Source organism: Streptococcus sp. FSL W7-1342 (genome assembly GCF_037966635.1).
Taxonomy (GTDB): Bacteria; Bacillota; Bacilli; order Lactobacillales; family Streptococcaceae; genus Streptococcus; species Streptococcus salivarius_D.
Window position 1 is genome coordinate 660,174 of record NZ_CP150200.1, and the last position, 15,829, is coordinate 676,002.

At 42.4% G+C, this 15,829-nt stretch carries 9 protein-coding genes; all 9 read left to right on the forward strand.

Translation table 11 applies throughout. From position 1 onward, the window contains the following. Position 1 precedes the first annotated feature (1 nt). The 9 genes from NSQ79_RS03110 to NSQ79_RS03150 all read left to right on the forward strand — a co-directional run bounded on the left by NSQ79_RS03110 (position 2) and on the right by NSQ79_RS03150 (position 15,789). Entirely contained in the window at positions 2–1,243 is a 1,242-nt protein-coding gene (locus NSQ79_RS03110) for a glycosyltransferase family 8 protein (RefSeq protein WP_164332103.1), read from the forward strand. Beyond that, positions 1,243–2,463 (forward strand): accessory Sec system protein translocase subunit SecY2, encoded by a 1,221-nt coding sequence (gene secY2, locus NSQ79_RS03115; RefSeq protein WP_013990275.1) that lies wholly within the window; start codon positions 1,243–1,245, stop codon positions 2,461–2,463. The genes NSQ79_RS03110 and secY2 overlap by 1 nt, the downstream gene beginning before the upstream one ends. Before the next feature lie 139 nt (positions 2,464–2,602). Further along, positions 2,603–4,168, forward strand: coding sequence for an accessory Sec system protein Asp1 (gene asp1 / locus NSQ79_RS03120; protein ID WP_164332102.1), 1,566 nt, complete (start codon positions 2,603–2,605; stop codon positions 4,166–4,168). Then, positions 4,161–5,690, forward strand: a complete 1,530-nt coding sequence (asp2, locus tag NSQ79_RS03125) for an accessory Sec system protein Asp2 (protein ID WP_004182206.1) — start codon at positions 4,161–4,163, stop codon at positions 5,688–5,690. The genes asp1 and asp2 overlap by 8 nt, the downstream gene beginning before the upstream one ends. Before the next feature lie 2 nt (positions 5,691–5,692). Further along, positions 5,693–6,139, forward strand: coding sequence for an accessory Sec system protein Asp3 (asp3, locus tag NSQ79_RS03130; RefSeq protein ID WP_013990277.1), 447 nt, complete (start codon positions 5,693–5,695; stop codon positions 6,137–6,139). Continuing rightward, the gene (gene secA2 / locus NSQ79_RS03135) at positions 6,132–8,507 is read left to right on the forward strand and encodes an accessory Sec system translocase SecA2 (protein ID WP_138261648.1); all 2,376 of its coding nucleotides are present in this window, start codon (positions 6,132–6,134) and stop codon (positions 8,505–8,507) included. The genes asp3 and secA2 overlap by 8 nt, the downstream gene beginning before the upstream one ends. 13 nt (positions 8,508–8,520) lie before the next feature. Further along, the gene (gene asp4, locus NSQ79_RS03140) at positions 8,521–8,700 is read left to right on the forward strand and encodes an accessory secretory system protein Asp4 (protein WP_004182209.1); all 180 of its coding nucleotides are present in this window, start codon (positions 8,521–8,523) and stop codon (positions 8,698–8,700) included. 3 nt (positions 8,701–8,703) lie between these two features. Further along, positions 8,704–8,928 carry a hypothetical protein gene (locus tag NSQ79_RS03145; protein ID WP_041817196.1) on the forward strand — a complete coding sequence of 75 codons (225 nt, stop codon included), beginning with the start codon at positions 8,704–8,706 and terminating at the stop codon, positions 8,926–8,928. Positions 8,929–9,168: 240 nt separating this feature from the next. Continuing rightward, positions 9,169–15,789, forward strand: a complete 6,621-nt coding sequence (locus tag NSQ79_RS03150) for an accessory Sec-dependent serine-rich glycoprotein adhesin (protein WP_339313977.1) — start codon at positions 9,169–9,171, stop codon at positions 15,787–15,789. The last annotated feature ends 40 nt before the right edge of the window (positions 15,790–15,829 follow it).

The following is a 15,829-nucleotide window of genomic DNA, read 5'->3' on the forward strand; positions in this document are numbered from 1 at the left end:
TATGAATAATAAAAATACAGTAGTATTGGCAGGAGATTATGCTTATATTCGTCAAATAGAGACCGTTTTAAAATCTCTTTGTTATCACAATCGTCAGCTTAAAATATACCTTTTTAATCAAGATATCCCAGTCGAGTGGTTCCGTGCCACGAGAGAGCATGTGGAGAGACTCGGAGGAGAGCTTCTTGATATTAAGTTAATTGGTCCTCAATTTCAGATGAATTGGACTAATAGGTTGGGACATATCAACCATATGACCTTTGCGCGTTATTTTATACCTGATTTCGTACATGAAGATAAGGTACTTTATCTTGATAGTGATTTGATAGTCACAGGTAATCTAGATAGTCTTTTTGAACAGGAATTGGGAGACAATTATGTCGGAGCTGTTCGTTCATGTTTTGGTGCCGGTGTTGGTTTTAATGCAGGTGTATTGCTAATTAACAATCGTTTATGGAAAGAGGAACATATCCGTCAAAAACTAGTGGATATAACTGAACGGGAGCACGCAAATGTAGGAGAGGGTGATCAATCAATACTCAATATGGTATTTGAAGACCGCTACCTGAATTTACCTGATACTTATAATTTTCAAATTGGTTTTGATGCTGGTGCAGCCGAGGGAGGTCATCGTTTTGTTTTTGAAATTCCTCTTGAACCACTACCTTTGATTTTACATTATATTTCTCCGGATAAACCGTGGAATCAGTTTTCAGTAGTACGACTGCGTGAGGTTTGGTGGCGGTACTGTCTCATGGAATGGTCTCAAATTTTGAAAACATGGACAAATCGGGGCTTTGAGTTAGAATCTAACCGTGAATCTACCGTGTTGACGTGTTATACTTTGACGAACTCCTACTTATTGGAACAGATTGAATACTTAGTTCAGCATCTGCCTCAAGTTCATTTTATCATCGCTGCCTATACCTATATGGCTACAGAACTTTTAGTGTTATCTCGCCATCCAAATGTAACCCTTTATCAAAATACCTATCCTTTGCTTGTTGAATATGAGCTATCTAAAGTTGATTTCTATCTGGATATTAATCATTATGATAAATTACCAGAAATCTATGGGTACGTAACTCAAAATCAGCTTCCTTTACTAACTTTTGAGAATACACAAGCTCCAAATCAATCTTATCAAGCTATTTTTTCACATGAAAATCCTGAATTGATGGTGAATGCTATTAATCAATTGGTTGCTAAGCGTATTAGTGAGAAGGAGGAGAGTGGCTGCTAATGAAAAAAATATTACAATCTATTGTTTTTAAACGTTTATCTTGGACAGTTCTTTTCCTCTTTATTTATGTTTTGGGAAGCCATTTAGTCTTACCATTTATAGATTTGAAGCACCCAAAACTCTTAGGAGGGTTATCCAATTCGATAGCCTTCACAAGTGCTATGATGGGTGGTAATTTAAGTTCATTTTCACTTTTTTCTGTGGGCTTGTCCCCTTGGATGTCAGCCATGATTCTTTGGCAGATGTTTTCGTTTTCAAAAAAGTCTGGTTTAAGTAAGCTACCAATAGAAATACAGGATCGACGCAAAATGTATTTGACCTTTGCCATCGCTCTCATCCAGTCTTTAGCGGTGTCTCTAAGCCTTCCGATTGAAGTAGGAATTCCTAAAGGATTGGCTATCCTAACGAACACTATCCTTCTAATTGCGGGAACCTTCTTTTTAGTCTGGCTATCGGATTTGAATTCTTTCTTTGGTATAGGAGGTTCTATTGTCATTTTGATGGCCAGTATGGTTGCTAATCTACCTAGGCAAATTGGAGAGAGTATTACACGACTACATATAGGATTACCGATTATTCTCTCTCTGATTATCATGGGTTTGCTCTTCTTATATATTGCAGTTATTGTCCAAAGAGCACGGTATCGCATTCCCATCAATAAGGTTAATATTCATAATCGTTTTAGCCAGTATTCCTATCTTGATGTTATGCTTACCCCAGCAGGTGGGATGCCCTTCATGTACGCAATTTCTCTAGTCTCTATTCCTCAATATCTTCTTATCTTGATTCAGATTTTATTTCCTAAAAACAGTTGGACAAATACTTGGATTGAAGCTCTGACAGTGGGACATCCGATTTGGCTTGTTCTCTATCAAGTGGTCTTATTTGTTTTGGGGATTGCTTTTGCTTTCGTAAACGTTAGTGGTGAACAAATTGCAGAACGCATGCGAAAATCAGGAGAGTACATTTACAATGTTTATCCTGGCCCTGATACAAGCCGTTATATCAATAAAGTTGTCATGAAATTTGCTGTTATTGGGGCAATTTATACAGTTATCATGGCAGGTGGCCCTATGATGATTGTGCTTATTAATCCGCAGTACTTACAACTCAGTATGATTCCTGGAATGTTTTTGATTTACAGTGGAATGGTATACAATGTACGCGAAGAAATTGCAGCTATGACCCTAAATGAATCCTATAAAGGTTTGTTTGACTAGATTAAAAGTTAAAATTATTTATATCACCTCAATTATTCATTTGAGAGTGATAGGTAGTCTGGTGATCTTTTTGACCTGCCTACCTATCATCCTTAATATATCGTTAATTATTTTGAATTCATAAAAAATGGGAGAACATATGTATTATTTAATTCCGGCTTGGTACGGTCAAGGGGCAGAGTTTTGGCAACCTGACTTAACACCGTGGTATTTTAGAACCTCGAAAATAGAATTTGATGATACTTTACACCAAGCACGTATTTTTCAAGGCCAAGCTATGTCGCCTAGATTATTACTTTTAGCTTATCAACCACATCTACGTTATTTTCTGCACCGCTTTGATCTCTTAGAAGTGTCGCATTTTTCAGTGTTTGATGCTATTCAAGGAATCAAAGATCAGCCCATGCGTTGTCTACAAGTATCTGACTTGGATTGGGATGATGATTGTGACTTTATTTTTACCCCCTTCATTATTGTTGTTGAGAAACATCATCAGCGTTTTGCCGAAATAGAGTTGGGACCAGAAGGATATTTGAGTCTTATTCGATATTATCAGGATGGTCTGATTTTAAGAGAAGAAATTTATGATGACAGAGGATTTGTTTCTAGTATCCTTCATTTTGAAAATGGTCAGGCGACACACCGAGATTATTTGAATGAAGATGGCATTTGGCAACTTTGTCATTTCTTTGATGGACGAGGGATCGTAAGTAATCCAAGAACAGATCATCGTTTTAAGAAAAATTACTATATCAGTATGGAAGAAGTCATTTGGGAGTTCTTTGATGCTTATATTGCTCAAAAATTGACGCCTTCGGATTGCTTTGTTGTTGCGTCGAAAAGTAATCTGAATCAAACTCTTTATAGTCATCTACCAGAGGCTAATCAGAAAATCTTGACCTACTTCAAAGAACGCAATCAAAATGACCCCTTAGAGGATTATGCTTCTTATTTGCAACTTGTTGATCTGATTATTAGTGATTCTCAGGACTTTTCTACAGAATTAAGAAAACTATTTCCAGAGCAAGCTGAGAAGATTCAGCATATGGCATCTTATGATACCCGTCTAGCACTTGGAAAGAGCCAACGTCATAAGTCATCTAAACTCTATTATCAGGTAAATTTAGATGATATCAGTTGGGAAGCTATCTATCAGGTTTTAGATTTTGTAGCAAATCATCAGAATACTCATATTGTATTTGGAACTTTCAATGCGAATCCGCATGATTTTGATAGATTTAAGGAAGAAGTAGAGCACCTTATCTCTGAAAAACTGAATAAGAAAAAATTCAAACACATAAAAGATAATCAAAGTGCAGAAAACTACCTCGCTGAAAATGAGGAAGTTGAGTATCGTTATGATTTTGTTAACTTGATTGATGAGACAGCCTTGATTAAAGAATTTGAGTATACCCGTCTTATTGTTGATCTCAGCTTGGAACCACATCGTTATACTCAAATTGCAGGCATTAGTGCTGGGATTCCACAGATAAATAGGGTCACTTCGGACTATGTAACACATTTGAAAAATGGTTATATCCTAGAAGAAGTAACACAATTTGAGGAGGCAGCATCTTATTATCTTGATCAGTTAAAGTACTGGAATCAAGCTTTAATTGAAGCAATTGAGAAAATCAGAGAAAATACAGGAGAGCGTTTTGTTGAAAAATGGGAGCACTATTTGAAGGAGGATAAGTATGTCTAAAATTAGCATTTTGCAGGTTGGACGAGATAATTGGTCAAATACTTATGAGCTCCCCGATAATGTTCGTTTTTTCTACCTTCGTGCAGGGCTTTCTAGTGATATTCTCCAATGTTTGAAACAAGCTAAACTAAGAAATTTTAATGCGGTCCTTGTTGATAGTCAGGAATCCTTACTCATGCTGATGGACTTGCGTAAGAGCTTAGTTCCTTATACCATCTTCTATGATGCTGACCTTTTGATAGAGGACCATCGAGTAGGCCGCTTTCTGAAAGAGATTTGTGCTATACCAGCAGATTTTTCAGATAAGCAAGATCTGCTAGATACCCTGTCTAAGGCACTTTTTGCTGGACAATATGGTGATAAATTGTTCCCTTATCAGATCCAGGTTCATCCTCGATTCAAAGGGAAAGTTATTTATAATGGTTTTGAAAGTATCTCTTTAGATGGGAATTACGGCGATTCCTTTAAGCCTATTCTTAACTGGAGTTTTAATATTCGAGTAGCTGAGGATTTCCCTGTTGAACTTTGGTTAGAATTTGAGAAGGCTCAGACCTGTCAATGCCAATTAGTGTTGCGCATTATTCCTGAAGGTTCAGTTTCAGAAATCGTGAGAACAATTGTAGTTAGCGAGGAAGAAATGCGTAAAGGTGCCATTGTTTTAGATCAGGGGAGAACTTATATTTTATCAGCAACTTTAGAAGCTAAAGGAAATGGTGCTCTAAGAGTTGGGAATTTCCATCAACGATGGACACGTTTTCAATTTGGAAAGTTTGTATTGGGTGGGGGGATTCTCCATGATAGTAAACGTCAGGAAATCAATTATTTCTTTTATCCTGGGGATTTCAAGCCACCGCTGTCCGTCTACTTTTCAGGTTTTCGTCCTGCCGAAGGTTTTGAAGGATTTGGTATGATGAGGGCTATGGAGACACCTTTCCTGCTATTTTCTGATCCTCGCCTAGAGGGGGGGGCTTTCTACATGGGAACTGAAGAGCTTGAAAATAGTATCAAGGATACTATCCAACATTATTTGGATTACCTAGGCTTTGACAGTGATCAACTTATTCTCTCTGGGATGTCCATGGGAACTTTCCCATCTATGTACTATGGTGCGGACTTTGAACCTCATGCCATTATCATGTCTAAACCTCTAGCCAATGTTGGTACCATCGGTAATCGTGCCAGACTTTTGGCACCAGAGGTTTTCCCGACAGGAATTGATGTCTTGCATTTGCAGACGGGACGTTTGGACAATGAAGGCGTCGAGGCCCTTAATCAGAAGTTCTGGGATAAGTTTGAAAAAGCAGACTTCTCAAACACGACCTTTGGGGTTTCTTACATGAAAGATGAGGATATGGACCCAACAGCCTTCGAGGATATTACTAAAGTCCTATATTCTTCGGGAGCACGAATTCTTAGCAAGGGAACTTCTGGACGACATAATGATGACCATTCAACTGCGACAGCTTGGTTTCTCAATTTTTATCGTATGATTTTAGAAAATGATTTTGGAAGAAAGGGATGAACATGATTCATAAGAATAACTCTCAGATTCAATGGGGAACGAATGTGAGATCCTATATGTTTGGTTCCCAAATTGAACATCATCCAGATGGCTCAGTCAATTTCAGTAACCCCTTGATAGCATCAGGAACTGAGATTCATTCCTGGCTGGCTATTCAAAATTATCAGGCGAGTCGAAAGCAACCTAGCTTACCTTTGTTAAAAAAGGGATATATTTATCGTCTCGAATCACAATTTACAACAGTTCCTGAAGGTACGGTTTATCTTAAATTAAGCTTCTTAAATCGTTATGGTGAGGAAGTTAAGCAGATGATTGAAAAAAAACAATCTTTCACTTTCGTCTATCCTCATGAAGCCTACAATTATTCCATCTCCCTCTTGAGTGCTGGAATGGTAGAATTGGATTTTAAGGGAATGACAATCACTGAAGTAGGAGAAGAAAATGTTTAATTCTTTAAATCCTTTAAAACCAGTAAAAAGTGTACTCAAGCAAGTTAATGGTTGGGCTGAGCAGATGGCACAACTGGATGACCAGTCATTAAAAGATAAAACTACTGAATTTAGAGAACGGCTAGACAAAGGCGAAAGTTTAGATGATTTATTACCAGAGGCTTACGCAGTAGTACGTGAAGCAGCTAAGCGTGTATTAGGTATGTTTCCCTATGATGTTCAGGTTATGGGAGCAATCGTTATGCATCAGGGAAATATTGCTGAGATGAGTACAGGAGAAGGTAAGACCTTAACAGCAACCATGCCAGTTTACTTAAATGCACTGACAGGACAAGGAGCAATACTTGTAACGACAAACGAATACTTAGCAAAACGTGATGCTGAAGAAATGGGACAGGTTTACGAGTTTCTAGGTCTAACCATTGGCGTTCCTTTTGCAGAGGATGGTGAAGAACTTGATACCTTTGAAAAAAGGGAGATTTACGCTTCTGATATTATCTATACGACAAATAGTGGTTTGGGCTTTGACTATCTTATTGACAATCTAGCTTCGAATAAAGACGGTAAATACATGCGTCCTTTTAACTTTGCTATTATTGATGAGGTTGATTCCGTCTTACTGGATAGTGCGCAAACTCCCTTGGTTATTTCAGGTTCTCCTCGTGTTCAATCCAACTATTATGCTATGATTAATACACTCATGACGACATTGGTTGAGGATCAGGACTATATTTTCAAGGAAGAAAAGGGTGAAGTTTGGCTGACAACTAAAGGTGCAAAGTTAGCTGAAAATTATCTAGGAATTAGTAACCTCTATGCCAAAGAGAATGCTACATTTGCGCGTCACCTTATTTATGCTCTCCGAGCTCATACCCTATTCAAAAAGGATAAAGATTATATTGTTCGTCAAGGAAAAGATGGACCAGAAGTTGTTCTTTTAGATAAAGCGACTGGACGCTTGATGGAATTGACCAAACTCCAAGGAGGCATGCATCAGGCAATTGAAGCCAAGGAGCTTGTAAAGTTATCTCCCGAAACACGTGCCATGGCTTCTGTCACCTATCAAAGCCTTTTTCGTAAGTTCAAAAAGATTTCAGGTATGACTGGGACTGGTAAGACCGCAGAAAAAGAATTTTTGGATACTTACGGAATGCAAGTTGTTCAAATTCCGACCAATCGTCCGAAACAAAGGATAGATTATCCAGACAATCTTTATGTAACTTTACCAGAAAAGATCTATGCTTCCCTAGAGTATGTAAAGCATTATCATCGAAAAGGGAATCCTCTCCTAATATTCGTTGGTTCGGTTGAAATGTCTGAATTATATTCTAACCTTCTCCTAAGGGAAGGAATTGCCCACAATCTTTTAAATGCTAATAATGCTCCTAGAGAAGCTGAGATGATAGCTGAATCAGGTCAGATGGGTGCTGTCACGGTAGCTACTTCTATGGCGGGACGAGGGACCGATATTAAGTTGGGACCTGGAGTCGCCGAATTAGGTGGTCTTGTTGTCATTGGGACTGAACGTATGGAAAGTCAGCGTATTGATTTACAAATCAGAGGACGTTCAGGACGTCAGGGAGATCCTGGAATGTCTAAATTTTTTGTTTCACTTGAAGATGATGTTATCAAAAAGTATGGCCCTAACTGGGTACATAAATATTATAAAGACTACACTATTGATGAGAAAACTGAGAGTATAGAATTAGTAGGGCGACGCTACAGACGTTTGGTTGAGAAGGCGCAAAGAGCTAGTGACAGTGCGGCACGTTTTTCACGTAAGCAAACACTAGAATATGCTGAGAGTATGAACATTCAACGGGAACTCATTTATGCCCAACGAAATCACCTTATTAATCAAGATCAGGATTTAACAGATACCATTGAGCAGGTTCTTGATGACTATATTGATATTGCTCTGGTTGAAGAAGATCTTAGCGAGAAGGAGAAGTTGTATCACTTTATTCTCAAAAACATTAGTTTTCATATTGAGAAAATTCCAGATAATCTGGATATTGATGATGTCGAAGCTGTGGCTGAACTTATCTATCAGTTTGCTTATAGGGAAATAGATGATAAAAAGAAACAATTAGACACCATTGATCTTTTTGGATATTTCCAATGTCTATCACTTCTTAAGGCTATTGATGATAATTGGATTGAACAGGTTGACTATTTACAACAACTCCAACAAGCTATTGGGAGTCAAACGGCTAGTCAGAAGAATCTAATTGTTGAATATTATCAGGAAGCATTTGCAGGTTTTGAAACCATGAAGAAGCAGATCAAAAAAGACATGGTTCGCAATCTTTTACTCAGTCAAGTGCTTGTTAGTGAGGATGGTAATATCGTGACCTACTTCCCATAGGAAAGAGAGAAATATGACAAATAAAGACTTATTTCATAATGCGGTTGAAGGCCGTATGGAGGAGCTAAAACAAAAGCCCATAGTGGAGGAAAAAGAAACTAGGGGCGAGAAAATAAATAAGATTTTCTTTTTTATGTTAGGCTTTGTTATTATAATTAGTTTAATTTTTACTTTAATAGGTATGTTGAGGTAGTCTATGCAAATATTCTTTATGATTTTACTCATCATTTTAAGTGTGTCACTTATTATTACTGTAACACTGCAGCCTAGGCAAATTCAGATTTTTTCGAGTGATGCCACGAGTAATATTGGTAGGACCAGTTACTGGGCGAGCCAAACTCTTCTAAAGGGCCTAACCCTAGGGCTTAGTTCTGCATTATTTGTTGTTCTATTGGTCATGATGGTTATCTCTTATCATTAGTTATAGTTGATTATCATAGATTAATGGGATTAAACTGACTATTTTTATAAAGTAATTTTCCCTCAAACATTAAGTTTCTGAGGGATTTTTTATGTTTCTTTGATTTACAAAAAAAGTTGAGAATAATAAAGTTTGAAAAATAAGTTATAGTACTAATTTTTTGACTATTTTTATGATAAAATAGGATAATATGCTTATGAAAAAGATATAGAAATAAAAAATAAATGAAAAGGTTTATATATGTTTTTTAGAAGAAATGAGGGTCAGTACCGAGAAACTGATCGTGTGACACGTTTTAAATTGGTAAAGTCAGGGAAACATTGGTTACGTGCCGCAACCTCTCACTTTGGGCTTTTTAAGATAATAAGTGGTCGTGTGGATGCGTCATCTGTATCAGTTCATCAAGTTGAGGAAGAAGTACCTTTAATCACAAGTGACAGACTTTTAAAGGGAGTAGCCGCGACTGGAGCTCTACTAGGTGGAGGAGTAGCGACTTATGTGGTTCAAGCTGATGAAGCAACAAGTCCATCAGCGGTAGAGCATACGGTTAGTCCGACGACAGATGTTTTGGCAGCTTCTGATTCAGCGGTTTTGGGTCATTCTGGAGCTATTACAGAATCTGCAGTCAGAGGGGATGTTGTTAGCCAGTCAGCCTCAGCCACAGATTCAGTATCAAACTCAGTAGACTCAGTCTCGCTATCGCTATCAGCAAGTCATCAGGCTTCTGCGTCAGTATCAGTGAGCCTTTCGACCTCAGTCTCAACCTCTGCTAGTATGTCAGCTTCGACAAGTGCGAGTGAGTCAGCCAGCACCAGTGCTTCGGCTTCACAGAAAGCTTCGGAGTCTACTTCAGTTTCAATGAGTGGTTCAAAAGCGACAGGGCATGCCAGTGAGACATCAAGTAGTCATGTTACTGCTACGAGTCAGACGGGGTCTGAGAGTGGTGCAGTCTCAATGCGTTCAGAAGGCTTAGACACTAATGAGACATCACGTTTATCAGATTTAACAACAAGAGCGTCAGTACCGACAGTCTCAGCACAAGCAGCAGAAGTGGCCTCAGAAGCTACAGCAGTAGCTAATACTGCTGTGGTAGCGAGTATTGAGGCGGATAAGAAGCGTCAAGAGCAAGAAGCCAAGCTTACCTCACTGTCTACTGAAATTGGAACCTATCTTGGTCGATTAGCTCAGTTAGGTGATACGGAAAGTTATATTCTTTCGGTTAAGCCAAGTCTAGAAACTATGGAGTCTGCCTTATCTGCTTCAACATCAGATTTGACCAGTCTTGTTAGCCAAGCAAGTATTGTAAAAGATACCTTGTCTAATTTTGAATCTCAAGCGATTGGAAGTGCTTCGGAGTCTTTGAGTTTACATACATCAGAGATACTATCGCTTGCTTACAGTGAATCTACTAGTCTGTCTCTTGAAGACTTAGGATCAACTGAAGTAGCAAATAGGCTTTCAATGAGTAAGACTACTCTGGAACAAAATGCATCTGAAGCACAATTACTTGTCAGTTTGGCAGACCGTTATTTAAATAGTGTGACGGATGCCCAAGCTCGCGCAGATCTTAGTGAAGCCATCCAAACTGTTCGCACTGAGTTGACAAAAGCTAACACTTTGCTTTCTCAAAATGAGGGAGATTTTGAAGGGCAACGCAGTCGTTTAGGCTTGGCTGTTGAGCAAATGATGAGCACCATGCAACAGACTGGTTTCACAGGAAATGTGGTCAATTCAAATGGTTCTCAAAGCATCGCCATCAATTTAGCAGCAACAGCTAATGCTGTTCAAACTTATCTTGATTCAAATGGTCGTAGACAGTATATTTATTCAGGTACTTTGACAGGATCAGATGTTTCTGAGGGTGGGAAAAATACGATTATCCAATCGATGACCTATTCTTATGATACTGGAACCAACAAGACTACTTGGGTAGTAACGGTTAAGCCGTCCTTTAATACGAATAATGAATTTGGTATTTTAGTAACATCAGATGATACCATTAATTCTGTAACCATGACTTACCATGATAATGGGAATTTGATTACAACAGAAGATTGGACTTCAAAATTGACTAAAGCAAGTTCAATGCCCTATTCAAATTTGAAGGCAGTTCGTCAGCAGTGGAGAACCATTGGTGGTGGTGTTGCGGATAATATGAAATGGACAATTGTTACCGAAGGGTCAAATCGAAACCTTTATGTTCGAACTGCAACAGCAATCGTTGAATCAACACTGAGTGGAATTCTGACATCGGATGGGAATACGGCTTATCAACAACGTTATGATGAGTCGCCTCTAGCCGGTTTGGATATTGATGATAAAAATGATGCTATTCTGTCAGATTCCGCTAGCCAGTCTGCTTCGACAAGTGCGAGTATGTCAGCCAGTACGTCGGCCTTACAAAGTGCTTCAACAAGTGCTAGCGCATCAGCACGGACGTCTGCTTCGATGAGTGCCTCAATCAGTGCCTCACAAAGTGCTTTAACGAGTGCGAGTGAGTCGGCAAGTACGTCAGCATCGATGAGTGCCTCAACCAGTGCTAGCGAATCTGCAAGTACATCTGCGTCAATGAGCGCCTCAACCAGTGCATCAGAATCAGCAAGTACGAGTGCCTCAACAAGTGCTAGCGAGTCCGCCAGCACATCCGCATCGCAAAGTGCTTCAACCAGCGCCAGCGAATCAGCAAGTACGTCCGCGTCACAGAGCGCCTCAACAAGTGCATCTGAATCAGCAAGTACGTCCGCGTCAATGAGTGCTTCAACTAGCGCCAGTGAATCTGCAAGCACCAGTGCGTCGATGAGTGCCTCAACGAGTGCGTCTGAATCAGCAAGTACGTCCGCGTCAATGAGTGCCTCAACGAGTGCTTCAGAATCAGCAAGTACGTCGGCATCCATGAGTGCGTCAACCAGTGCCAGTGAGTCCGCAAGTACATCAGCGTCGCAAAGTGCGTCAACCAGCGCAAGTGAATCCGCAAGTACCAGTGCCTCACAGAGCGCTTCAACGAGTGCATCAGAGTCAGCAAGTACGTCAGCATCGATGAGTGCCTCAACCAGTGCTAGCGAATCTGCAAGTACATCTGCGTCAATGAGCGCCTCAACCAGTGCATCAGAATCAGCAAGTACGAGTGCCTCAATGAGTGCCTCAACCAGCGCCAGCGAGTCAGCAAGTACGTCGGCTTCCATGAGCGCCTCAACAAGTGCCAGCGAATCCGCAAGTACAAGTGCTTCCATGAGTGCCTCAACCAGTGCGAGTGAGTCCGCAAGTACGTCAGCGTCACAGAGCGCTTCAACAAGTGCGAGCGAGTCAGCAAGTACGTCAGCATCCATGAGCGCCTCAACCAGTGCTAGCGAATCTGCAAGTACATCTGCGTCAATGAGCGCCTCAACCAGTGCATCAGAATCAGCAAGTACGAGTGCCTCAATGAGTGCATCAACCAGCGCCAGCGAGTCAGCAAGTACGTCGGCTTCCATGAGCGCTTCAACAAGTGCGAGCGAATCCGCAAGCACGTCCGCTTCAATGAGTGCATCAACGAGTGCGTCTGAATCAGCAAGTACGTCAGCATCCATGAGCGCCTCAACAAGTGCCAGCGAATCAGCAAGTACATCTGCCTCACAGAGTGCATCAACGAGTGCGTCTGAATCAGCAAGTACGTCAGCATCCATGAGTGCCTCAACAAGTGCATCTGAATCAGCCAGCACTTCAGCATCGCAAAGTGCATCAACGAGCGCATCAGAGTCAGCAAGTACATCAGCATCGATGAGCGCTTCAACAAGTGCTTCAGAGTCCGCAAGTACCAGTGCGTCGATGAGCGCCTCAACGAGTGCAAGTGAGTCCGCAAGTACGTCGGCTTCCATGAGCGCTTCAACGAGTGCTTCAGAGTCTGCAAGTACTTCAGCGTCACAGAGTGCCTCAACAAGTGCATCTGAATCAGCCAGCACTTCAGCATCGCAAAGTGCTTCAACAAGTGCTTCAGAGTCCGCAAGTACGTCGGCTTCCATGAGCGCCTCAACCAGTGCATCAGAATCAGCCAGCACTTCAGCATCGCAAAGTGCCTCAACGAGCGCATCAGAATCCGCAAGCACGTCCGCTTCAATGAGTGCATCAACGAGTGCTTCAGAATCAGCAAGTACGTCGGCATCCATGAGTGCGTCAACCAGTGCCAGTGAGTCCGCAAGTACATCAGCGTCGCAAAGTGCGTCAACCAGCGCAAGTGAATCCGCAAGTACCAGTGCCTCACAGAGCGCTTCAACGAGTGCATCAGAGTCAGCAAGTACGTCAGCATCCATGAGCGCCTCAACAAGTGCCAGCGAATCAGCAAGTACATCTGCCTCAATGAGTGCCTCAACCAGTGCGAGTGAGTCAGCAAGTACGTCAGCGTCACAGAGCGCTTCAACAAGTGCATCAGAATCAGCCAGCACTTCAGCATCGCAAAGTGCCTCAACGAGCGCATCAGAGTCAGCAAGTACATCAGCATCGATGAGCGCTTCAACAAGTGCTTCAGAGTCCGCAAGTACCAGTGCGTCGATGAGCGCATCAACGAGTGCAAGTGAGTCAGCAAGTACGTCGGCTTCCATGAGCGCTTTAACGAGTGCTTCAGAGTCTGCAAGTACTTCAGCGTCACAGAGTGCCTCAACAAGTGCGAGCGAATCCGCAAGTACATCTGCGTCCATGAGTGCCTCAACAAGTGCTAGTGAGTCAGCAAGTACGTCAGCGTCCATGAGCGCCTCAACAAGTGCGAGTGAATCTGCAAGTACTTCAGCGTCCATGAGTGCGTCAACTAGCGCATCAGAATCGGCAAGTACGTCGGCTTCCATGAGTGCCTCAACAAGTGCGAGCGAATCCGCAAGTACATCGGCCTCAATGAGCGCCTCAACAAGTGCATCAGAGTCCGCAAGTACTTCAGCATCCATGAGTGCATCGACCAGTGCGAGCGAGTCAGCAAGTACGTCAGCGTCGATGAGCGCTTCAACAAGTGCGAGTGAATCAGCAAGTACGTCAGCATCGATGAGTGCATCGACAAGTGCGAGCGAGTCCGCAAGCACTTCAGCATCGCAAAGTGCTTCAACAAGTGCTTCAGAATCGGCAAGTACTTCAGCGTCGATGAGTGCGTCAACAAGTGCGAGCGAATCAGCAAGTACGTCGGCATCCATGAGCGCTTCAACAAGTGCCAGTGAATCAGCAAGTACGTCAGCATCGATGAGTGCGTCAACCAGCGCTAGCGAATCCGCAAGTACATCTGCGTCACAAAGTGCGTCAACCAGCACATCAGAGTCAGCCAGCACGTCAGCATCCATGAGTGCCTCAACGAGCGCATCTGAATCAGCAAGTACGTCAGCGTCACAGAGTGCATCAACCAGCACATCAGAGTCAGCCAGCACGTCAGCATCCATGAGTGCCTCAACGAGCGCATCTGAATCAGCAAGTACGTCAGCGTCACAGAGTGCATCAACAAGTGCTTCAGAATCCGCAAGTACCTCAGCGTCACAGAGTGCTTCAACAAGTGCGAGCGAATCAGCAAGTACGTCAGCTTCAATGAGCGCTTCAACGAGTGCGTCGATGAGCGCTTCAACAAGTGCGAGTGAGTCCGCAAGTACTTCAGCATCGCAAAGTGCTTCAACAAGTGCGAGCGAATCAGCAAGTACGTCTGCATCAATGAGTGCTTCAACGAGTGCGTCTGAATCGGCAAGTACGTCAGCGTCACAGAGTGCATCAACAAGTGCGAGCGAATCCGCAAGTACTTCAGCATCACAAAGTGCATCAACAAGTGCGAGCGAATCCGCAAGTACATCAGCGTCCATGAGTGCATCAACAAGTGCGAGCGAATCCGCAAGTACAAGCGCCTCACAGAGTGCATCAACAAGTGCATCTGAATCAGCCAGCACTTCAGCATCACAAAGTGCATCGATGAGCACCTCAACCAGTGCCAGTGAGTCCGCAAGTACGTCAGCATCGATGAGTGCGTCAACAAGTGCTAGCGAGTCCGCAAGTACCTCAGCGTCGATGAGTGCATCAACCAGCGCCAGTGAGTCAGCAAGCACAAGTGCATCGATGAGCACCTCAACCAGTGCCAGTGAGTCCGCAAGTACCTCAGCTTCAATGAGTGCGTCAACAAGTGCTAGCGAGTCCGCAAGTACCTCAGCGTCGATGAGTGCATCAACCAGCGCCAGCGAATCCGCAAGTACCAGTGCTTCAATGAGTGCCTCAACCAGTGCGAGCGAATCGGCAAGTACTTCAGCTTCAATGAGTGCGTCAACAAGTGCTAGCGAGTCCGCAAGTACCTCAGCGTCGATGAGCGCTTCAACAAGTGCTAGCGAATCCGCAAGTACCAGTGCTTCAATGAGTGCCTCAACCAGTGCGAGCGAATCGGCAAGTACTTCAGCGTCCATGAGTGCATCAACGAGTGCGTCAGAATCAGCAAGTACTTCAGCGTCAAGCTCAGTTATCACAAGCATGGGAGAACCTGCGATTCACTCCCTTGACAGTGTTGATATTAATAGTGTTATTGTTTCTGATTCGATTAGTATGTCAGTATCGGCCTCGATTTCTCTATCAGTAAGTGCTTCAACTTCAGCAAGTATCAGTGCGTCACAGAGTGCCTCATCCAGCGCTAGTGAATCCGCAAGTACGTCAGCGTCCATGAGCGCCTCAACCAGTGCTAGTGACTCATCACCTACGTCTGTAGCTAGTGCTTCAAGCTCTGAAAGTATGTCTCCTAAGGATCATACTGAAGCCAAACAACTTCCGAAGACTGGAGAAACTGAATCGTCGTTAGCTACACTCTTCGGTGCCTTAGCGACGGCAACTGTTCTCGCCTTTCTTGCCAAACGCAAGAAGGACGACCCAGAAGATGACAGTTTATAATTTTAGTGTTAGGTAGTCATTGTCAATTTTTTAATAAAAT

Excerpts from the sequence above, each read along its gene's own strand:
- NSQ79_RS03110 (WP_164332103.1), top strand. The coding sequence starts at position 2 with ATGAATAATAAAAATACAGTAGTATTGGCAGGAGATTATGCTTATATT.
- secY2 (WP_013990275.1), top strand. The coding sequence starts at position 1,243 with ATGAAAAAAATATTACAATCTATTGTTTTTAAACGTTTATCTTGGACA.
- asp1 (WP_164332102.1), top strand. The coding sequence starts at position 2,603 with ATGTATTATTTAATTCCGGCTTGGTACGGTCAAGGGGCAGAGTTTTGG.
- asp2 (WP_004182206.1), top strand. The coding sequence starts at position 4,161 with ATGTCTAAAATTAGCATTTTGCAGGTTGGACGAGATAATTGGTCAAAT.
- asp3 (WP_013990277.1), top strand. The coding sequence starts at position 5,693 with ATGATTCATAAGAATAACTCTCAGATTCAATGGGGAACGAATGTGAGA.
- secA2 (WP_138261648.1), top strand. The coding sequence starts at position 6,132 with ATGTTTAATTCTTTAAATCCTTTAAAACCAGTAAAAAGTGTACTCAAG.
- asp4 (WP_004182209.1), top strand. The coding sequence starts at position 8,521 with ATGACAAATAAAGACTTATTTCATAATGCGGTTGAAGGCCGTATGGAG.
- NSQ79_RS03145 (WP_041817196.1), top strand. The coding sequence starts at position 8,704 with ATGCAAATATTCTTTATGATTTTACTCATCATTTTAAGTGTGTCACTT.
- NSQ79_RS03150 (WP_339313977.1), top strand. The coding sequence starts at position 9,169 with ATGTTTTTTAGAAGAAATGAGGGTCAGTACCGAGAAACTGATCGTGTG.